At 65.6% G+C, this 20,551-nt stretch carries 11 protein-coding genes; 6 read left to right on the forward strand and 5 right to left on the reverse strand.

Annotated features, from left to right (window positions below):
- The first annotated feature begins 92 nt into the window (after positions 1-92).
- From GGR40_RS07035 to GGR40_RS07055, 5 genes are all read left to right on the forward strand, one after another.
- Positions 93-1,397 carry a glycoside hydrolase family 27 protein gene (locus GGR40_RS07035; RefSeq protein ID WP_429275502.1) on the forward strand — a complete coding sequence of 435 codons (1,305 nt, stop codon included), beginning with the start codon at positions 93-95 and terminating at the stop codon, positions 1,395-1,397.
- A gap of 79 nt (positions 1,398-1,476) precedes the next feature.
- Positions 1,477-2,598, forward strand: coding sequence for a LacI family DNA-binding transcriptional regulator (locus GGR40_RS07040; RefSeq protein WP_429275605.1), 1,122 nt, complete (start codon positions 1,477-1,479; stop codon positions 2,596-2,598).
- Positions 2,599-2,885: 287 nt separating this feature from the next.
- Positions 2,886-5,246, forward strand: a complete 2,361-nt coding sequence (locus GGR40_RS07045; RefSeq protein ID WP_429275503.1) for a glycoside hydrolase family 31 protein — start codon at positions 2,886-2,888, stop codon at positions 5,244-5,246.
- A 35-nt stretch (positions 5,247-5,281) separates the two neighbouring features.
- Positions 5,282-6,751 (forward strand): GH1 family beta-glucosidase, encoded by a 1,470-nt coding sequence (locus tag GGR40_RS07050; RefSeq protein ID WP_429275504.1) that lies wholly within the window; start codon positions 5,282-5,284, stop codon positions 6,749-6,751.
- A 32-nt stretch (positions 6,752-6,783) separates the two neighbouring features.
- Positions 6,784-8,340: a GH39 family glycosyl hydrolase gene (locus GGR40_RS07055; RefSeq protein WP_429275505.1), complete on the forward strand. Its 1,557-nt coding sequence runs from the start codon at positions 6,784-6,786 to the stop codon at positions 8,338-8,340.
- Positions 8,341-8,494: 154 nt separating this feature from the next.
- Here GGR40_RS07055 and GGR40_RS07060 read toward each other — a convergent pair whose 3' ends face one another.
- The 4 genes from GGR40_RS07060 to GGR40_RS07075 all read right to left on the reverse strand — a co-directional run bounded on the left by GGR40_RS07060 (position 8,495) and on the right by GGR40_RS07075 (position 19,178).
- Positions 8,495-9,262, reverse strand: coding sequence for a ThuA domain-containing protein (locus GGR40_RS07060; RefSeq protein ID WP_429275506.1), 768 nt, complete (start codon positions 9,260-9,262; stop codon positions 8,495-8,497).
- Complete coding sequence (locus GGR40_RS07065) at positions 9,259-12,309, reverse strand: glycosyl hydrolase family 28-related protein (RefSeq protein ID WP_429275507.1); 3,051 nt, start codon at positions 12,307-12,309, stop codon at positions 9,259-9,261. Before GGR40_RS07065 ends, GGR40_RS07060 begins: the two co-directional genes overlap by 4 nt.
- Before the next feature lie 109 nt (positions 12,310-12,418).
- Positions 12,419-15,403 carry a TonB-dependent receptor plug domain-containing protein gene (locus GGR40_RS07070; RefSeq protein ID WP_429275508.1) on the reverse strand — a complete coding sequence of 995 codons (2,985 nt, stop codon included), beginning with the start codon at positions 15,401-15,403 and terminating at the stop codon, positions 12,419-12,421.
- Positions 15,404-16,148: 745 nt separating this feature from the next.
- Positions 16,149-19,178, reverse strand: coding sequence for a glycosyl hydrolase family 28-related protein (locus GGR40_RS07075; protein WP_429275606.1), 3,030 nt, complete (start codon positions 19,176-19,178; stop codon positions 16,149-16,151).
- Positions 19,179-19,321: 143 nt separating this feature from the next.
- Here GGR40_RS07075 and GGR40_RS07080 point away from each other — a divergent pair, with 143 nt between their 5' ends.
- Positions 19,322-19,843, forward strand: coding sequence for a gluconokinase (locus GGR40_RS07080; RefSeq protein WP_429275607.1), 522 nt, complete (start codon positions 19,322-19,324; stop codon positions 19,841-19,843).
- Positions 19,844-19,850: 7 nt separating this feature from the next.
- Here GGR40_RS07080 and GGR40_RS07085 read toward each other — a convergent pair whose 3' ends face one another.
- Entirely contained in the window at positions 19,851-20,528 is a 678-nt protein-coding gene (locus tag GGR40_RS07085; protein ID WP_429275509.1) for a FadR/GntR family transcriptional regulator, read from the reverse strand.
- Between the last annotated feature and the right edge of the window lie 23 nt (positions 20,529-20,551).

A 20,551-nucleotide genomic window follows, 5' to 3' on the forward strand; every position in this document is an offset into this window, starting at 1 on the left:
ACGCATGTTTTCCCTAATAGTCTGACTAAATGATTAGCAGACGGAGAGCGGGCGTGAGAGTTTCAAGGCGGACGGCATTGCTTGGCGCGACCATGGCTCCGGCGGCAGCGGCGCTGATGCCGGGGGTGGCGCGGTCGCAGGAGGGTGGCGGGTCGCTGGCCCTGCGCCCGCCGATGGGGTGGAACAGCTGGAACAGCTTTGCCGGCACGATCACCGAAGCGCAGGCGCTGGAAACGGCGGCCATCATGCGCGAAAAGCTGCTGCCCTTCGGGTATGACGTCTTCACGGTCGACATCCAGTGGTACGAACCGGAGGCCAGCAGCTACACCTACAATTCGAACCCTGTCCCGGCGCTCGACGCGCATGGGCGGCTGGTTCCCGCCCCCAACCGGTTTCCGTCTGCGCGGAACGGCAAGGGTTTTGGCCCGCTGGCGGACAAAGTCCACGCCATGGGCATGAAGTTCGGCATCCACGTCATGCGCGGCATCGCGCGGCAGGCGGTGAAGCTGAACCTGCCGGTGCTGGGCACGAACCTGCGCGCGCGCGACATTGCCGATACATCCAGTGTGTGTTCGTGGAACCCGGACATGTATGGCGTCGACATGAGCAAGCCCGGCGCGCAGGAATATTATGACGGCCTGTTCCGCCTTTATGCGTCCTGGGGCGTGGACTTCGTCAAGATGGATGACATGAGCCGCCCCTACGATGCCCACGCGCCCGAGATAGAGGCTGCGGCCAAGGCGATCGCGCGGTGCGGAAGGCCCATCGTGCTCAGCCTGTCGCCGGGAGAGACGCCGGTGCTGCGGGGAGACCATGTGCGCCGCCATGCGCAGATGTGGCGCATATCTGACGACTTCTGGGACGAATGGCCGCAACTGGAAGCGCAGTTCACCCGATTGGAGAACTGGACGCCGTTCCGTGGGCCCGGCTCATGGCCGGACCCGGACATGCTGCCGCTGGGCCGCCTTGCGCTGGGTGATCGCGACACCCGCTTCACGCCGGACGAACAGCGTACTCTGATGAGCCTGTGGTCGATCACCCGCGCGCCGCTCATCATGGGCGGCGACTTGCGCCACCTCGATGCATCGACTCTGGCGCTGCTGACCAACCCCGAAGTGCTGGCCGTAAACCAGGCCAGCCGCGATAACCGACCGCACTTCCTGGCAGATGGCCTGCGCGTATGGTCGGCCGCCAGCGAGGATGGCAAGGCGCGTTATCTAGCCGTGTTCAACCTTGGGAAGGACGCGCGTGACGTCTCCGTGCCGCTGGCGGCGGTCGGGGCGTCGGGCGCGGTTGCCGTGCGTGATCTTTGGGCGCGGCGTGACCTTGGGCAGGCCAGTAGCTCGCTGTCGGCACGACTGCCCGCTCATGGAAGCCTGCTTTACCGGCTGGGCTGACCCGCAAAGCATAGTGTCGAAGTCTCGCGGTTTCATCCCTGATGTTGCCGTGAGCTTCGCCATGGTTCAGAAGCGTGAAATGCCGGACCGAAAGAAGACTGCGGGAAAACCGCCCAGAGCATCGCGGCGACAGCGTGATGTTCCAACAATCAGCGACGTGGCCGCCCATGCCGGCGTCTCGCCGATGACTGTATCGCGCGTGATAAACGACCGTAATTCGGTCCGCGAATCCACGCGGGAGAAAGTACAGCGATCGATAGACGCGCTGAATTACGCGCCCAGCGCGGCGGCTCGTTCGCTCGCGGGGGGCGAGGAGATGCGGATCGGGCTGCTCTACAGCAACCCGTCCTCGTCCTACCTGAGCGAGTTTCTGGTGGGTGGGTTGGAACAGGCCAGCCGGCACAACGTCCACCTGCTGGTTGAGCAGTTTGAGGAAGGCTCGCCCATCGCCGATCTTGTGCAGCATCTGCAGCGGGGGCGGCTGAACGGGATCATCCTGCCGCCCCCGCTTTGCGATCTGCCTGAGATGGTGGAAGCGTTGCAAGATGCCGGGATTCCCTCGATTTCGGTCGCCACCAGCCCCTCCGGCAGGGGGACGGCGGTGGTCAGCATCGACGACCGGCGGGCGGGGGCCGAAATGACGCGCCACCTGATCGCGCTTGGCCATTCGCGGATTGGCTTCATCAGGGGCAACCCCAACCAGCGCGCCAGCGAACTGCGCTATGAAGGGTATGCGGCGGCGCTGGCCGAAGCCGGGCTGGAACCGGACCCGGCGCTGATCTCGCAGGGCTTCTTCACCTATCGGTCCGGACTGGACGCAGCGGAACAGATCCTCGACCTGCCCGAACCGCCGACCGCCATCTTCGCCAGCAACGACGACATGGCCGCCGCTACCGTCGCCGTGGCGCACCGTCGCGGGCTGGATGTGCCCGGCGACCTGACCGTCTGCGGCTTCGACGATACGCTGCTGGCGACGACGATCTGGCCCGAACTCACCACCATCCGCCAACCCATCAGCGACATGTCGCGCGCGGCGGTCGATCTGATGGTGCGCCATCTGCGCAGCGCAAGACCGGCAGATGGTGCGGAGAACGGGGGGGAAGAAACGCCGCACGTCCTGCTGGATTACGAACTCGTTCGCCGCCAGTCGGATGCGGCACCCCGCCGCCGCCCACGCCATCGCGCAGCCGCGAAGAAGTAGGCCGGTCGCGGCCCTCCATCTACGACTATTTACTCTGAGAAAAACGCTTGCGCTCCCTCGACAGGTCAACGTGATAGCGATACCACATGGAGGGTGAGCATTCGCAGCGGCAGGGCATGGACCATCGCCGGGCGAATCGCAGAAGAGGGTTCCTTGTGGTGGTCGGCTCATCGTCGAAGTTGCGGTAACGCGCTGCAGTCACGCTGTCCTGTTGTAGGGCGTTGCTGTCGCGAGCGTGTATCCGTGATGATCGGGCTGGACACGGCAAGTAGAAGGGAGCAAGGGTTATGAAGAACGGGGCAATTGCACGCCGGACCGGTCTGCGCAAAGCGGGCATGGCGCTGGGGCTTTCGTGGATGGCATTGACGGGCAGCACTGCACTTGCGGAGCCGATGGCCTTGCTTGACCGCAACGGCAGCCGCGTGGCGGTTGAGCCTTATGCGCCGAACATCGTGCGCGTGACGATTGCGCTGGACCCTGCGCTGGCCAGCGCCGCGCCGGGCGAGGGGCCGAACGCGAAGTCTGACGCCACCGGGTGGAGCCATCGCACCGATGCCTCCGGTGACGTGTTCTCCTCTTCCGCGCTGACGCTGACGATCGACGCGCAGCCCTATCCACCCGCACCGACGATGATGCAGCGCTACTTCGCGCCGTCGCTGCCGCCCGTCAGCCTTTCGGTAAAGGGTGCGGACGGCGCCGTGCTGGCAAAGATGACCGGCTGGGAAATGGCGCCCGTCACCGTCAACGGCGAAAAGACCTTCAAGATGGGAGCGACGTTCGATGCCCCTGCTGACGAGCATTACTATGGCCTGGGCCAGAACCAGGAAGGGACGCTCGACCTGAAGGGCCGCCAGATCGACTGCGCCCACAACTACGATGCGCCTGCGGGCGAGACGGTCTGTGTGCCGTTCCTTGTCACCAACAAAGGGTACGGCATCGTCTGGGACAATCCGGCGCGCACCACGGTGTGGCCGGGACTGCACGGCAGCACCCGCTTCCAGTCGCAGGTGGGCGAACGGGTGTCGTTCTTCGTTATCACCGGCAAGACCGCTGACGAACTCTACGCAGGCTATGCCCGGCTGACGGGACAGACCCCGCTGCCGCCCAAGGCCGCCTTCGGCCTGATCCAGAGCAAGGCGCGCTACGAAACGCAGAAAGAACTGCTCGACATCGCGCAGGGCTATCGCCAGCGCAAGCTGCCGATCGACGTCATGGTGCTGGACTGGTTCTACTGGTCGCGCATGGGCCAGTTGGACATAGATCGCACGTACTTCCCCGATCCCAAGGGCATGAACGATCAGCTGAAGTCGATGGGGATGCGCTCCATCATCAGCGTCTGGCCCCGGTTCGAACGGGAATCGCGCTACTTCGACATGCTGTCCGCCAAAGACTGGCTGCTCAAGGACAAGGACGGCAACGTCGTCGATGGCCTGCCGGTACGCTTCGATCGCGCGGGGGCACTGATCGATAGCACCAATCCCGACGCGCGCGAGTGGTTCTGGGGCAAGCTGCGCGACAACATCGCGTCCGAAGGCTTCGACTGGTTCTGGCTTGACGAAACGGAGCCCGACCTTGTGCCCGACGGCTACTTCTACTCGATCGGCTCGGGTGACCGGTATCACAACCTGTTCCCCCTGGTGCATACCAGCGGCGTCGCGGCGGGTTCCGAGCGGGACCGGCCCAATTTCCGCAATCTGATCCTGTCACGCGCGGCCTATCTCGGCTCGCAGCGGACGGGCGGGCTGTTCTGGTCGTCCGACGTCAAGTCCACCTGGGATGCGCTGAAGCGGCAGGTGCCGGCGGGGCTGGGCTTCACTGCAACGGGCCTTGCCTACTGGGGCAGCGACATCGGCGGCTGGCAGTGGCCGAAAGGGCCCAAGGCGCAGCATCCGGTGCTGGTCGATCCGGCAGGCGCCACGGCTATGGGTCCGGAGTATACCGACTATCCCGAACTGTTCGTGCGCTGGTTCGAATACAGCGTCTTCACACCGACCCTGCGCATTCACGGCCAGCGGCCCGGCACCGCGCTGTGGGACTATGGCACGGCGGCAGAGCCGATCCTGGCCGACTGGCTGCGGCTGCGCTATGCGCTGATCCCCTACCTCTACTCGCTGGGCCATGGCACCTATGAAACCGGCGCGCCGTTCATGCGCGCGCTGTTCATGGACTTTCCGAACGACCCCAAGGTCACCACCATCGGCGACGAATACATGCTGGGCAAGGCGTTCCTCGTCGCCCCCGTGACGGAACAGGGGCAGACGAAGCGTTCGGTCTACCTCCCTGCCGGAACTGCGTGGTACGACTACTGGACCAACCGCCGGTTCGAGGGCGGCCAGACCGTGGAAGTGGACACCCCGATCGAGAAGATCCCGGTCTTCGTGAAGGCTGGCTCGATCATCCCCATCGGCGCGCAGGTGGACAGCACTGCCACGAAGCAGCCGCTGGAAAGCATCCGCGTCTATCCGGGCGCGAACGCCACCTTCACGCTTTACGACGACGATGGCACCACCAACGCCTATCGCGGCAGGAACGGTGGCAAGAAGGCGGAACTGGTGTGGGATGACGCTACCGGCAAGCTGACCAGTCGCCAGCCGCTGCCCACCGGGCAGGCGCTGGGTGGCCTCGTCAGGGTCATCGGCGGGCAGTGAGCCTGCATCGGCAAGACATTTCAGGAGTATCGTGAATGACCGGAATCAACCGCCGCCAACTGGGCATGGGCCTTGGCGCTGCCGCATTGGGCGCGGCGCTGGGCGGGCGCGGAGCAGGGGCACAGAACTTGCCCGCCACCGCACCGGGCGCGGCGGGCGGCGCTGCCGATGCACTGGCATTCCCCGCCGACTTCCTCTGGGGCTGCGCCACCGCAGCCTACCAGATCGAAGGCGGCGTGAAGGAAGACGGGCGCGGCGAAACCAACTGGGACGTGTTCTCGCACACGCCGGGCAAGACCACCGACGGCGGCACCGGCGACATCGCGTGCGGCAGCTACCACCGCTATGAAGAGGACATCGCGCTGCTGAAGGCGCTGGGTGCCAAAGCCTATCGGTTCTCCGTTGCATGGTCGCGCATCTTCCCGGAAGGGCGGGGCAAGCCGAACCAGAAGGGGCTGGATTACTACAATCGCCTGATCGACGGCCTGCTGGCGGCGGGCATCCAGCCGCACATGACGCTGTTCCACTGGGATCTGCCCACCAGCCTGAAGGGCGGATGGCAGTCGCGCGACACTGCCTATGCCTTTGCCGATTATGCGGGCTACATGGCGGGCAAGGTGTCGGACCGCGTGAAGCACATCATGACGGTGAACGAACTGCGCTGCTTCACCGATCTTTCGTACATGACCGGCGGCAAGGCGCCGGGCCTTAAGCTGCCGATGGATCAGGTGAACCAGATCCGGCACCACGGGGTGCTTGCCCATGGCCTTGGCGTGCAGGCGATCCGCGCGGGCGCCCGCGCCGACACCGAAGTGGGCATAGCCGACAATGCGACGATCTTCGTCCCTGCCATCGAAACGTCCGAGCATATCGAGGCGACGAAGAAGGCCATGCGCGAAGAGAACGCCATGTTCCTCACCGCGATCATGGAAGGCCACTATCTGGACAGCTACCTGACCGCGCAGGGCGCCAATGCGCCCAAGGTCAAGGCCGGGGACATGAAGGCGATCGGCAGCGCGCTCGATTTCGTCTCGCTCAACATCTACACCCCCAACTTCGTGCGCGCGGCGGATACGCCTACGGGGTACGAGATCCTGCCGCATCTGGCGAATTCTCCGCGCATGGCCTCACCCTGGCTCTACGTCGGGCCCGAGGCGCTGTACTGGGGCGTGCGGACCGTCAGCGAACTGTGGCAGCCGAAGAAGATCTACATCTCGGAAAACGGCTGCTCCGCCGACGATCCGGTGGCAAAGGATGGCAAGGTCTACGACGCCGACCGCGTGATGTACTTGCGCAATTACCTGACCCATCTGCAACGCGCCGCGCGCGAAGGCTATCCGGTGGAGGGATACTTCCTGTGGAGCCTGATGGACAACTTCGAGTGGGAAGATGGCTACACCAAGCTGTTCGGCATCCACCACGTCGATTTCAAGACCCTGAAGCGCACACCCAAGCTCAGCGCCGACTGGTATCGCGAACTGATCCGCACCAACCGACTGGTCTGAGGGCCACCGGAAGACGTGGATGGAGAGGTAGAATGTATAAGCTGAGCCTTGTCGCCCTTGCCGTTGCTGCATCGGTCCAGCCCGCAATGGCGGCCGACACGCGGGAGATCGCCATCGATGTCTCCGCGTCGACGGGGCCGGTGGACCGATTCTTCGATCTATCGGTGGGGTCCGACTTCCCCGGTACCCTGATCCGCGACGACAGTCAGGCGCAGCTCAAGGTTGCGGCGCAGGAGCTTGGCTTTCGCTACGTCCGCTTTCACGACATCTTCCACGACCTGCTGGGCACCGTGCGCAAGGTGGATGGCAGGATCGTCTACGACTGGACCGGGGTGGACCGCCTTTACGACGGGCTGCTGGCCAAGGGGGTGAAGCCCTTCGTCGAACTGGGCTGGACCCCGGCGGCATTGCGCACGTCGGAGCATCGGCTGTTCTACTGGAAGGGCAACACGTCGCACCCCGAAGCGAAACCGTGGGCCGACCTCATCGACGCCTTCGTCAGGCATCTGCGCGCGCGTTACGGCGTGGAGGAGGTGCGCAGCTGGTATTTCGAGGTGTGGAACGAGCCGAACCTCGACGGCTTCTGGGAAAAGGCGGACCAGCAGGCGTACTTCGATCTCTATGCGAATACGGCCAAGGCCATCAAGGCGATCGACCCGACGCTGCGCATCGGCGGGCCCGCCACCGCCGGCGCGGCCTGGGTGCCGGAATTCCTGAAGTACGCCGCAGACCGCAAGCTGCCGGTCGATTTCGTCGCCACCCATACTTATGGGGTCAGCGGCGGCTTTCTGGACGAACAGGGCAAGGAGGACACCAAGCTCTCCCCCGATCCCGATGCCATCGTCGGCGATGTGCGCAAGGTTCGCGCGGAAATCCAGGCGTCCGCCTATCCCGGAATTCCGCTGTTCTTCACCGAATGGAGCACCAGCTATACCCCGCGCGATTTCGTGCACGACAGCTATGTCAGTGCGCCTTACATCCTCAACAAGCTGAAGGGCACGCAGGGGCTGGCGCAGGGCATGAGCTACTGGACCTACAGCGACCTGTTCGAGGAATCCGGCCCGCCGCCAACGCCGTTCCACGGCGGGTTCGGGTTGATGAACCGCGAAGGCATCCGCAAGCCTGCATGGTTCGCCTACAAGTATCTGAACGCGATCCGGGGGCAGGCGCTGCCCACTGCCGACGCGCAAACCATGGCATCACGCGACGGGCGCCGCATCGCCGCGCTGGTCTGGGATTTCCAGCAGCCGGTGCAGGCCGTCAGCAACCGCCCCTTCTACACCCGGCAGGTGCCCGCCACGCCCGGAAAGCCGGTGAAGCTGCGCTTCAACCATGTCGCAAAGGGCAGCTATCGGTTGCAGGTTCGCAAGACCGGCTATCGCCTGAACGATCCGCTTTCGGCCTACATCGACATGGGCCTGCCCGCCGCGCTTTCGCCCGCACAACTGGCGCAGTTGCAACAGGAAACCGCCGACACGCCCCGGCAGGACAAGCTGGTACGCGTGGGCAGTAACGGCATCGCCACCGTCCAAGTGCCCATGCGCAGCAACGATGTGGCGCTGGTCACGCTGGAGCCGGCGGGGGGATAAATCCTATCCGGTGCGGGCCATCGGCAAGGTTCGCAGCGGCTGACCGTCCGCAATGCCCTTTGCGCAAGAAGGGCGCGGACGGTGGAAAGGCGCACCGCCCCCGACCCTCCTCCCAAAGGGGCGGTGCGCCGATCTTCGATTTGGGGATGAGTGTCTACTTCTTCTGGCCGAGCCCCGTGGCAGCCCAGTAGATGCCGCCCATCAGGTGTCCCAGGTACTGCGGATCGCGGTACATCTCCACGTTATGCCCCAGCGTGGTGACGAAAACGCGGCCCTGTTCCCAGCGGTGGTACCAGGCGATCGGATGGTCCGGCCCCATCGGTCCGGCGACCTGTCCCGGCCAGATGCGGGTAGGGTCGTAACTGCTTTCGTCGATGCCCAGAACGGTGTCGATCCGCACGTCATAGGGGTTGGCCGTGACGTAGAACTCGTCGCTCCAGATCCAGCGCGGCGGCAGGCCGAAAGTCGCGGGGAAGCCCGGATCCTTTACCGTGACCACGCCGGTCTGCAGCATGGGGTGCGTCACGAAGCTGCGGCCCACCAGCTTTTCGTACCAGGGCCAGTCTTTCTTTGGCATGATCAGTGCGCGGTGTACCACCACGGCATTGCCGCCGCCGCGCATGTAGCTCTCGAACCCGGCGCGCTGTCTTGCGTTCAGTTCCTCGCCGGGAGTGTTGAGGAACATGACGGCGGCGTACTGTTTCAGGTCGCCTTCGAACACGTCAGCGCGGTTGGTCCAGACCAGTTCGAAGGCGTGCAGCTTCGCCAGTCGTTCCAGACTGTCGCGCGCGACCGGAATGTATTCGTAGTGGTAGGTGTTCGGGATCGCGAGGACCAGCAGCTTGTACTGGGCATCGGCCCACGCAATCGACGGAAACAGCACCGCGATCAGCGTCAGCGCGACGCGCACCATCACCTTCATCCGCCGATCCTTGCCGCGTAGAGTGCATGGTGCGTCAGGATGAACAGAGTGCGTCCGTCAGCCCCGCCGAACAGCAGTTGCAGCGGCCTTTCGGGCACGTCGATGCGTCCGATCTCGGCACCGTCCGGCGAATGGACGAAGACCTGCCCGTTGGCCACGTAGACCCGGCCATCGGCATCGGTGGCAACGCTTTCGCCGCCGCGTTCTGCAAAGACCTTCAGCCCGGTCAGCGTGCCGCCGCGGCCCACGACGCCGCTGTAGGTGCGGTTCTCCGATCCATTGGTGACGTATACCCGATCCCCGGCCTTGCCCTGGATGAAGCCGTAGCTGTCCAGCGAGTTCGAGAAGCGCAGGCCGCGATGGTCCGCCGGCCCTTGCGCGAACACGCGCCAGGCGGGCAGGGCGATGCTGCCGTCGGGAGACACATATTCCTGGGCCTTGGGCAAGGCCATGTCGCGGGCGAACATCTGCGCCAGTGTGGTGAAGGTGTATGTCCGGGGGTCAAGCTGGTCCCTGAATTCGCCGTTGTTCCACCAGTTGACGGGCAGCACCGTGCGCGCCGCCGCCTTTGCGGGCGTCGGAGGGATCACCGTCAATTCCGTATCGGGGCTGCCGGGCTTCAGGCTGTAGACGGTGCCGTTGCGCCCGAAGCTGGAGAGGACCAGCAGGTTGCCCGATCCGTCCACCGTCAGGTTCACGGGATCCAGCGCGGCGTCGCGCACGATCTCCAGCTTGCCCGCGTCAGACCAGCTCCAGATCCGTTGGAACTGGCGGTCGATGAAATAGAGCTTGCCGGCCGCGTCGACCGCGCCTCCGCCAGCCCCATAGAAGCCGTCCGCCAGCTTTTCGACTTTCGCGCCCTGGAAGGTGGCGGGGACGGGTGGTGCAGCGCTTTCGGGAATGTCGAGCACGGCGAATTCGCGTTCTCGCGCGTCGATCCCGTGCGTAACGTCGCGGATGGCATTCTCGAACGGGAACTTGGTGAGGCGCAGGAACGTGGCGCAGCCGTTTTCGTCGCAGGTGCCAAGGCCGCTCTCGCCATTGACGTGGACGTTGCGGAACCGGATGTCGTGCGAGTTGTAGAGCGTCACCGCCGCAGGGGCCGCCTTGCGCGTGCGGGTGACGCGATAGCCGTGGAAGTTGGCGACAAGGATGTTGCTGGAATTGCGGATTTCCAGCGCCACCGCATCGCCGCTTTCGCCCGCCTCGCCTTCGGTCTGCGGGGCGAGCAGTTCCCAGTTGGATACGCGGTTGAGGCCGATCTCGGTGCGGACGTGGTGCTCCACCGATGCCTGGATGATGCGGCCCGGCGTCTGCGTGTCGGAGATCAGGATGCCCGGATTGGCAAACGTGCTGGGGCTCCAGATGTTGGCGAACGTGCCGCCGCCGCCCTGCGTCACCCACAAGCTGGCGTACTGGCCGTCCCACCGCTTCGCCGCGTCGGCATCGCCCGTGCCGTTGTTGTTGTAGGGATCGATGCGCGTACCATCGAAGCGGTTGGTGCCGTGGCCGTTCTGGAACTTGACGTCGTTGACCATGGAAGCCGCGCCCGCCTTCCACAGCAGTCCGGTGGCGCGCGGGTTGATGCCGCCGGTGTCGAGGCCGATCCCGCTGACGATCGCATCGCCACCACTGGCGCTTTCGACCAGCGCCCGGGGTGCGCCAACCCCCTGAAAAGCGGGCGTCCCGTCAGGCAGGACGATGCGGGCAAGGCTGGGGTGCAGGCCGACCAGCACGGTGTCCGGGCGCAGGCGCAGCGTGTCGCTGACCCGGTAGAACCCGGTGGGCAGGTAGACCACGCGGTTGGTGTCGATCGCCTTTTGCAGGGCGGCGGTGTCGTCCGTGGCGTTATCGCCCTTCGCACCGAGGCTGCGCGCGCTGACCCATTCGGACACCGGTGGCAGCCCGCGGATCGTGGGCTTTTCAGCGGCGGGCAGGGCAGCAATGCGCTCTGCGGCGGACAGGGTGCGGTATTCGCCCATGGCGCCGGGCGTGGGCAGCGTAAGGCCGTGCGTGAAGGACGTGACGCGATAGGCCGCACCGCTGCCGGGCACCGTGCGGCCACTTTCACGGAAGCGGGCGAAGACGGGCGTGTTGCTGGCGAGCGCGTTCTGGAAGCCGACCTGAGTGTAGACGTTCTTCTCGTTCGAGATGATGACGCCTGCCTTCGACACGTTCTCGAACCGGACGTCCTGGCCCCAGAGCCAGTCGCCGTATCCCTTGTCGATCTCGATGCCCACCGGGGTGTCGCGGATGGCGACGTTGAGCAGGGTCAGCCCCGCTTCGTGTTCGCGGATGGCGGCGTCGCGCTGCCCTTCGAAGGTGGCGTCCACCAGCGCGAAGGGCCACGCCGGGGACGGCTTTTCGGCAAGGATCCCGTAGCGCCCGCCCTTGAAGTGCAGGTCCTCCGCTTCGTTGGCGACGTGGTACAGCCCGGCCAGCCCCGATCCGATATCGAAATCGACATGGCTGACGAAGCTGTGCTGGGCCGAGTGGAACCGGATCGCGGTGGCGGCGGGATTGCCGTCCATGATGCGAAAGTCGATGTTGCCCAGCGCGGAGTAGAACGTGCCGGGATTGGCGTCCGCGACGTCCTTGTTGAAAGGCACGCTGCCGGGCGGCGGGAAGGCGACCTCTCGCGCCGTCTTGGGATCACGTTCGCGCGGCGATCCGGCGAAGACCAGCATGTGTCCAACGCCGCGCTGGAAGCCGGGCGTCCTTGCGCCCAGAACGATAACCGGGCGCTTTTCCCCCACACCGAAGATCCGCACGCCCGGCCACAGGAACAGGGTGCGGCTGATGCGGTACGTGCCCTGCGGCAGGAAGACGATGCCGCCGCCCTGACCCTTGCCTGCGGGCCCCTGCGCTGCGCGGTCGATGGCCTGTTGTATCGCGGCGGTATCGTCCGCGCGCCCGTCGCCCACGGCGGAGACGGTGATCGCCGAAGGTTCGACGGGGGCGGTGGTGTAGACGGACGGAGATGCGGCCACCGGCGCAGAGGCCAGGAGGGCCAGCGCCGCGGTTGAAACTGCGAGAGTGGCACGCATCGAATAGTCTCTCCGTAGGCGCGGACACCCTGCGCCCTATGTTAGCGCTTATCTAAAGCCGGTCGGTGGCCCCGGATCAAGTCCGGGACCGCCGATCTGCGGGCAGCGATTAGAAGCTGAAGCGGATGCCTGCGCGGTAAATGCGGCCCAGCGTGTCGTAGAGCGCGGGGTTCACGTCCAGTCCGGTGTTGGTCTGCGGCGAGGCGACGGGATCCTTGTCGAACAGGTTGTCGACCTTGCCGTAAAGCTGCAGGTTGTCGCCGAACTTCAGGGTTGCACCTACGTCCACGTAGAAGGCGCCCTTCATCGTATTGTAGTTGATCGTCGGGTGGTTGCCGGTCGATGCCGGGCACGACGACTGGCACACCAAGTACTGGTTGCCGAATGTGCCGTCGCTGATCCAGCGTTCCTGCACGGTCAGGCTGAAGCGGTCGCTGTCGTAGGTCTGAACAGCCAGCCACTTCCAGTCGGGCGTCGCGCCGTTGTTGGCGCCGGCCTGGTCGATGGGATCGACGCCCGCGATGCCGGCGTTGACGATGAACTTCTGGATGTGCGTCGCCAGTGCGCGGACGGTGAAGTTGCCCGGCAGGCCCAGCGGCTGCTGCCACTGGTAGCTGGCCTCGATGTCGAAGCCGCTGGTCTTCCACGAAGCCAGGTTGAACGGCTGCACGTTGACGAAGTTGGTTCCCTGCGCGCCGTCCAGCTGGAAGCCGCCGCAGAACGCCTGGTTGCCGTCGAAGCAGAAGCGCACGATCTGGTCGGCGGACAGGGTGGAGACGACGCCGTCCAGCTTGATGTGGTAGTAGTCGAACGAGAGGCTGAGGCCCGGCAGCCACGACGGGCGCGATAGCACGATGCCCAGTTCGGTATTGCGCGCAACTTCCGGTTTCAGCGCGGCGTTGCCGATAGTGTTCTGGAATATCTGCACCGCCTGGTTGCGGAACGGATCGTTGAAGTTGGGGACTGTCGTCACCGTCGGCGCGGCGAACAGTTCGGAAAGGTTCGGCGCGCGCACGTCGCGCGACGTCACCGCACGCAGGCGAATGCCGTCGAGCGGGGTGTCCCAGGTGCCGCCCACCTTCCACGTCCACACCGTGCCGGACGTGCTATAGTGCGTGGCGCGCGCGGCGCCGTTCAGGTTGGCGCGGCCCAGCGAGTCGCTGTTGAGAAGCGGCAGGTCGACTTCGACGTAGCCTTCGTAGACCTCGTACTTGCCGCGCCCGTTCTTGTAGTTGCCGGCCGCCCAGTTGCTGCCCAGCGTGGAGTTGAGCAGCGGATCGGCGGGATAGTCGGCGCTGTTGGGGCTGATATCGGACACGCCCGCGCCGTAGGGGTCGGCGTTCACGCGGTAGAACTCGCGCCGGTATTCGCCGCCGAACGCGATGGAGACAGGCCCGGCCCACGAATCGAACGGATTGCCGGAGATGTTGGCGCTCAGCACGTCCTGCGTCAGCTTGGTGTGCTGGAACGGCCCGTTGTCATGCGGCGCGACGTAGGCCAGCGCCGATGCGGAGGGTGCGAAGTTGCCGAAGATGTTGATCGGCTGACACCCGTTGGCGCGGGCCACCGGATCCGCGCAGACGATCGCGCCGTTCAGCGAGATCGCATTCGTCGCCGCCACGTAGCGGTTCTGCAGCACGATGTCGCGGACGTTGATGTCCGAAATGGTGATGCCGTGTTCGTAATAGGCATCGTAGTTCCAGTCCGTGCCGCCCGCGCCGAACTGTCCCTTCAGGCCGCCGACGAAGCGGTACTGCTTGCGGTCGGTATAGACGCGCGGATCGGGGAAGGATGCGTTGGCGGACCCGAAGCCGAAGCTGGTGATCCCGGCGGTGGCGCAGCGGTCGCGCACCAGCTGCGGCAGGTAGGGGTTGGCGCACTGCACCGTCAGCGACGACCGGTTGTAACCGGGGCTGGGCTGGTTGTTGGTCTTCACCTGCGCGATGTTGACGGTGACGTAGGCTTCGTTGTTGTCGGCAAAGTCATAGCCGATCCGGCCGTAGCCGTTGATGCGCTCCAGCGCGGATTTCAGCGAGGCACCGGAACCGGGCGCGCCGGTCAGATCGCCGCCTTCGCAGAAGCTGTTACCGCGAAAACAGTTGCTGACCTGCCCGTTGCCCAGCGGCTGCCCGTTCGAGCCATAGGCGAAGTTGTAGGGATTGCCGTTGGCATCGAATGCGATACCCTGCAGCGGACCGTTGTTGATGAGGCCATAGCGCGCGTACTGGTACGGCTGCGCAAAGTCGCGATAGTTGAACTGCGGCAGGCCGTTGTTGGTCTGCCCGGTGTTCATCAGCGTGGTGGCGCGGTACCAGTCGCGACTGCCGGCGAGGTCGGTGCCGAAGTCGCCGGCGCCAACGCCGCCTTCGTGATCGTATTCGCCGCTAACCACCACGTGCAGGCGGTTGTCGAGGAACGACTTGCCCCACGCGGCCTGGACCAGCGCGGTCTCATCGTCACCATACTTGGTGATGCTGCCCAGGATGTTGCCCTTGAACCCTTCGAAACGGGTGTCGGTGATGAAGTTGACGACGCCGCCCACCGCATCGGACCCGTAGGAGGCAGAGGCACCGCCGGTCACCACGTCCACGCGCTTGACCAGCAACTGGGGGAACATGCTGATGTCAGGCACGCCCGTCACGTTGGCGCCGACCACGCGCTGCCCGTCGAGTAGGGTCAGCGTGCGGATCGGCTGCAATCCGCGCAGCGAGAACGAGCTGAGGCCCTGCTGCCCGCTTGACGTGCTGAACGTGCCGGTGGACGCGCCGGTCGATCCCTGAAGCGAAGGCAGCTGCGCGATCGTGGTGAAGATGTTGGGCTGCGCATTGGCCTGGATCTGCGCCTCGCCGATGACGGTGGTGGGCGTGGGCGCGTTGAAGCCGCTGGTGGTGATGCGCGATCCGGTGACGACGATTTCGGCGGCGGAGGCCGGCGCGGTTTCCTGCGCGGCGGCGGGCGGCGGCGTGGGGGCCTCAGCGTCCTGCGCCTGCGCGGTTCCTGCCGCCCCCAATGTTGCTGCCACTGCGGCAAGCGCTGCAAGGCTGACGCCGGCAAGATCGGCGCACCGGCGGTGAATGATGGTGATGCTCTTCATGTTCCTCCCCTTCGAATCCAGCGGTCCGTTTGCGAACCTACTCGTGCCCTGACCCGGCATTGTGTCCTTGGTACTATGAGAGCGCTCTCACGGCACTTACCACTTAGGTCGTAGACTGGGATTGCGCCGGAGGCTTGACATTAATAACCAATTAGGTTATACGCTCCAGCAGCGGCGGGGCGAGGGCGTGTAGCTGATGCTCCTCATCCTCGCACGCGGTCGGCGTCCGGTCGTGGAACTCCGGACAAAGCCACACTACCGGATGCGCGGATGAACCGGAGGTATGCCTCCAGGGTCGATGGCAAGGACGCGAGCCCGCACCATCATCCCCGCGCACCGAAGGGCCGTGTCGGAAGAGTGACCCAAGCTGGTCTGCCCCTCTTTTCGGCCATTCGCACACGAAGGCAGCACCCGGCACTGTCGCCTGACGCCGGTGACCCAACAACGCTGACCGCACCCGTCCGCGTTTCTTCACCCGGCGTAAGGTCCGCACTCGCCAGCGGACGATGAGTCGTGCCCGAACCCATCTCCCGCACTCCCGTCACCCTGAACTTGTTTAGCTGCGCTGGCCTTCGGCTCAGGGTCCATCGTGCAGCCTCACCCTGAACGTGAGATAGCAAACCGACAGCTCCGCCGGTGACACCACATTCCGCCACCAAACGCCGGATGGACACTGAGCCGAAGGCCAGCGCAGCTAAACAAGTTCAGGGTGACGCATCTTGTGGCGGCAGGGACAGGGCGGGACTTACGGTTGCACGGTGTAGAGCGCGTGGTGAGTGAGGATGAACAGCGTTTTGCCATCCCGTCCGCCGAAGAGGATCTGCAAGGGCCGTTCTGGCACATCGATCGTGCCCTGTTCCCTACCGTCCGCACCGTAGACGAAGACCTGGCCGTTGGCGACGAAGACGCGGCCCTGGCGGTCCACCGCCACGCTTTCCCCGCCGCGGTTGGTGAAGGGCTTCAGATCCTTCAGCGTGCCGCCGTTGCCGACCACGCCGCTGTAGGTGACGTTCTCCGATCCGTTGGTGACGTAGATCCGCTCACCGGGTTTGCCCGTGACCAGACCGTTGGCGTTCAGGCCGTCCGACCAGCGCCAGCCGACGTGATCCGTCGGGCCCTGCTGCCATACCCGGAACGCCGGCAGCGACAGCGAGCCATCGGGCGAAAGGTACTCGCGCGCCTTCGCAGTGCCCACATCTCTTGCGAACATTTCAGCGAGGGTTGTGAACTCATACGTGCGCGGATCCAGCTGGTCGCGGAATTCGCCATTGTTCCACCAATTCACCGGCAGCGCGCTGCGCGCCTTTGACCCCGCCTTGACCGGCGTGGGCTGGATCACCGTCATCGCATCGGTCGGATCGTTCGGGTCGATGGAATAGACGCTGCCCTTGGCGCCGAGCGAGGATAGCACCAGCAGCCGCCCCGAACCGTCGACGGCAAGGTTCACGGGATCCAGCGCATGATCGCGCACCACTTCGAGGCCCTTGGCTTCGGTCCAGCGGTGAATGCGCTGGAAACGGCGATCGACGAAATAGAGCGCGCCCGCCGCGTCGGTGGTCGCACCTGAGATCGACCAGAACCCGTCCGCCACCTTGACGACAGCCGGACCGGCGGGCGGGGGCGGAGCAGGGGGAGTCCCGCCCACCGGTCCGACATCCAGCCGCGCAAACTCACGTTCGCGCACCAGGAGGCCGTTCGTGACGTCCTCTATCGCATTGTCGAAGGGGTACTTGCTGGCGCGCAGGAACGTGCCGCAGCCTTGGTCGTCGCAGCTGGCATAGCCGCTTTCCGCGTTGACGTGGACGTTGCGAAACCGGATGTCGCCAGAATTGAACAGCCGCGCCGCGCTTTTCGCCGGGGCGTAGCTGCGGGTTACGCGATAGGCGTGATAGTTGGCGAACAGCAGGTTGGACGAATTGCGGATTTCCAGCGAGACCGCATTCGGCCCGTCGCCCACTTCCTGTTCGGTCTGCGGGGCCAGGAATTCCCAGTTGCGCACGTTGTCGAGGACGATCTCGTTGCGGGCGTGATGCTCCACCGACATTTCATAGACGTGGCCCGGCGTGCTGGTGTTGGTGACGACAAGACCGGCCTGCGCAAACGTGTTGGGGCTCCACACATCGGCAAAGGTGCCGCCGCCGCCATCGGTCACCCAGATACTGGGGTACTGCGCGTCCCAACGTCCGTCCGACACCGGATCGCCACTGCGAGCGGTGAGCGCGCCCAGCGGCCTGCCATCGGCGGTGGGCGTGCCGCCGCCGCCCATGATCTTCACGTCCTCCACCAGGCTGTTCTCACCAGAGCGCCAGACCAGCGCCCCGGCCCGCGGGTTGACCCGTCCGGTGAACAGGCCGAGGCCAGAGAGCACGTTGTCCCCGCCGCGCGGCGTTTCCAGAATCGGTACCACCGTGCCGAGGCCTGCGTGGGCGGGGTTGCCGTCCGGGATGTAGAACTGCGTGATCGCGGGGTGCAGGCCGATGAGCACGCTGTCGGGGCGCAGCTTCAGCCGGTCGGTCACCTTGTAGAAGCCGGTAGGGAAATAGAGCACGCGGTGCCCGTCGATGGCGCGCTGGATGGCGGCGGTGTCGTCCGCCTTGCCGTCTCCCGCAATGCCCAGCGTGCGGGCGTTCACCCATTCCGTCATCGGCGGCAGGTCGCGGATGGCTGGCGTGCGCGGGGCGGGCAGGGCAGGCAGGCCCTCGATCTCGGCCTCCGTGGCGTAAGTACCGTTTGCGCCCAGGCGCGGCACCGCAAGGCCGTAGGAGAAGGCGGACACCTTGTAGGCGGCGCCCTTGCCGGGCACGGTCCTGCCGCTGTCGCGGAAGCGCGCGAAAGTGGGGGTGCCGCTGGCCAGTGCGTTTTCGAAGCCGATCTGGGTGAAGACGTTGTTCTCGTTCGAGATCAGCACGGCGCTGCGCGATACGTTCTCGAACCGCACGTCCTTGCCCCACAGGCTGTCACCATAGCCGCGATCGACCTCGATGCCGACAGGGGTATCGCGGATCGAGACGTTGACCAGCGTCAGGCCCACTTCGTGTTCGCGGATCGCGGCGTCGCGCTGGCCGTCGAACGTGGAATCGAGCAGTGTGAACTGCCACGCGGGAGACGTCTTTTCCGTGACGATGCCGTAGCGCCCGCCGTGGAAATGCACGTTCTCGATGACGTTGCCCGCTTGATACACGCCTGCGAACGCGGTGCCGAGGCGAAAGTCCATGTGGCTGAGGAAGGCGTGCTGGGCCATGCGGAAGCGGACCCCGGCCGCTGCCGGGTTGCCCGATGCGATTTCTATGTCGACGTTGCTCATCGCCGAATAGAAGGTGCCCGAATTGGCATCGCGCACCACCTTGTCGCGGGGAACGACGGTGGGCACGGGCACCGGCACCTTGCCGACCGCGTACTGATCCTCTCCCCCGAAGACGATCATCGTCGAGACGCCCTTCTGGAAGCCGGGCGTGCGCGCGCCGAGCAGAATCGTGGGGCGCGTTGCCCCGACGCCGTAGACGCGCACCCCGGCGGGCACCACAAGCGTGCGGGTGATGCGGTACGTGCCCGCTGGCAGGAAGACTATGCCGTGGCCGGACTTGTCGCGGGCCTGATCCAGCGCCTGCTGGATGGCAGCGGTATCGTCCGCCCTGCCGTCTGCCACGCCCTTGACGGTGACGGCATGCGGCTCGTCCGGGGCGACCGGGAACACCGATGTTCCGGCGGCCAGAGCAGGGTGCGCCAGGCTTGTCCCGGCCAGCATGGTTGCCATCAGAATGCCGCGCAGGGGCATAGCCATCTCCCGTTTTCATTTGTGCACGGTGGTGGCTAGACCGGATCGCGCGCGGTTACACTTGCGACAAAGGTCGTAGTTCCAAGCCTTTGATGCCGCCCCTATAGGCGGGGCTCCAACCGAAGGACTCTGCCTTGCCCGCCATGCCCGGACACCATTTGCCTGCGCGCGCCGTGATCGTCATGGGCGTGAGCGGCTGCGGAAAGTCCACCTTGGGGGCGTTGTTGGCGCAGGCGTTGGACTGCCCGTTCCTGGAAGGCGATGCCTTTCATTCGGCGCAGGCGGTGGAAAAGATGCGCGGGGGCAGCGCCCTGACGGACGATGACCGCTGGCCCTGGCTGGACCGGCTGGGCCACGCCGTCACCGATGCGCTGGAGCAGCACGGCGCCGTAGTTGCCGCCTGTTCGGCGCTGCGCCTTGCCTATCGCGACCGGCTGCGCGCGGCGATCGGCGCCGACGTGCGCTTCGTCTTCCTCGACAACAGCCGCGAGCATCTGCTGGAACGGCTGGGCAATCGTCCGGGGCACTACATGCCCGCCAGCCTGCTCGACAGCCAGCTTGCCACGCTGGAGCGGCCCCTTGGGAACGAAGCGGCGATGGCGCTGGTCACCGATCATCCGCCTGAAGACCTGCGCGACGCCGTGCTGCGCTGGCTTGAGGGGTAAAGCGCGGTCAGGGCATCAGGCGGCGGCGGCCTTCCCACAGATGCCAGCGCATCGCCAGCGCCGCGCCTTCGGGGTCCTGCGCGCGTATGGCGCTGACGATCACCTCGTGCTCGCGCAGCATCGTGGCGATCACTTCGGGCGGGCGCGAGCGCGAGATGTCCACGCCCGCGCGCATGATCTTCTCAACATCGGTCCACAAGGCATCGAAGGCGACGAGGAACGCCGGGTTGCCGGTGGCCGCGGCGATGCGGCGGTGCAGTTCCATGTCCTCCGCGTGGGCCGGGGCGTTTGACAGAAGTGCGGTGCGCAGCATGTCCAGCCCTTCGTCCACATGCGCCATTTCGTGGGAGGTGCGGCGCGTCGCGGCAAGGCGCGCGGCCTCCGCCTCCAGCACGAAGCGCACTTCGTAGCTGCCCAGCGTCGAGGGCAGTTCGGCATTGGGCACGAAGACCGCCAGCCGTTCCGAAGGGCGGCTCTTGACGAAGGAGCCCGCGCCGCGCCGTGCCTCGGTGATGCCGTCCGACGCCAGCCGGACCAGCGCCTCGCGCACGATGGCGCGCGACACGCCGAACATCTCGGCCAGTCCGGCCTCCGAGGGCAGGCGCGCGCCGACTTCCAGATCGCGCGAATTGATGATCTCGACGATGCCTGCATAGGCATGGTCGGACAGCCGCTCCTGGTTCATCGGCGCACCTTTCTGCCTTCGGT

This window comes from Novosphingobium gossypii (assembly GCF_050433305.1).
Taxonomy (GTDB): Bacteria; Pseudomonadota; Alphaproteobacteria; order Sphingomonadales; family Sphingomonadaceae; genus Novosphingobium; species Novosphingobium gossypii.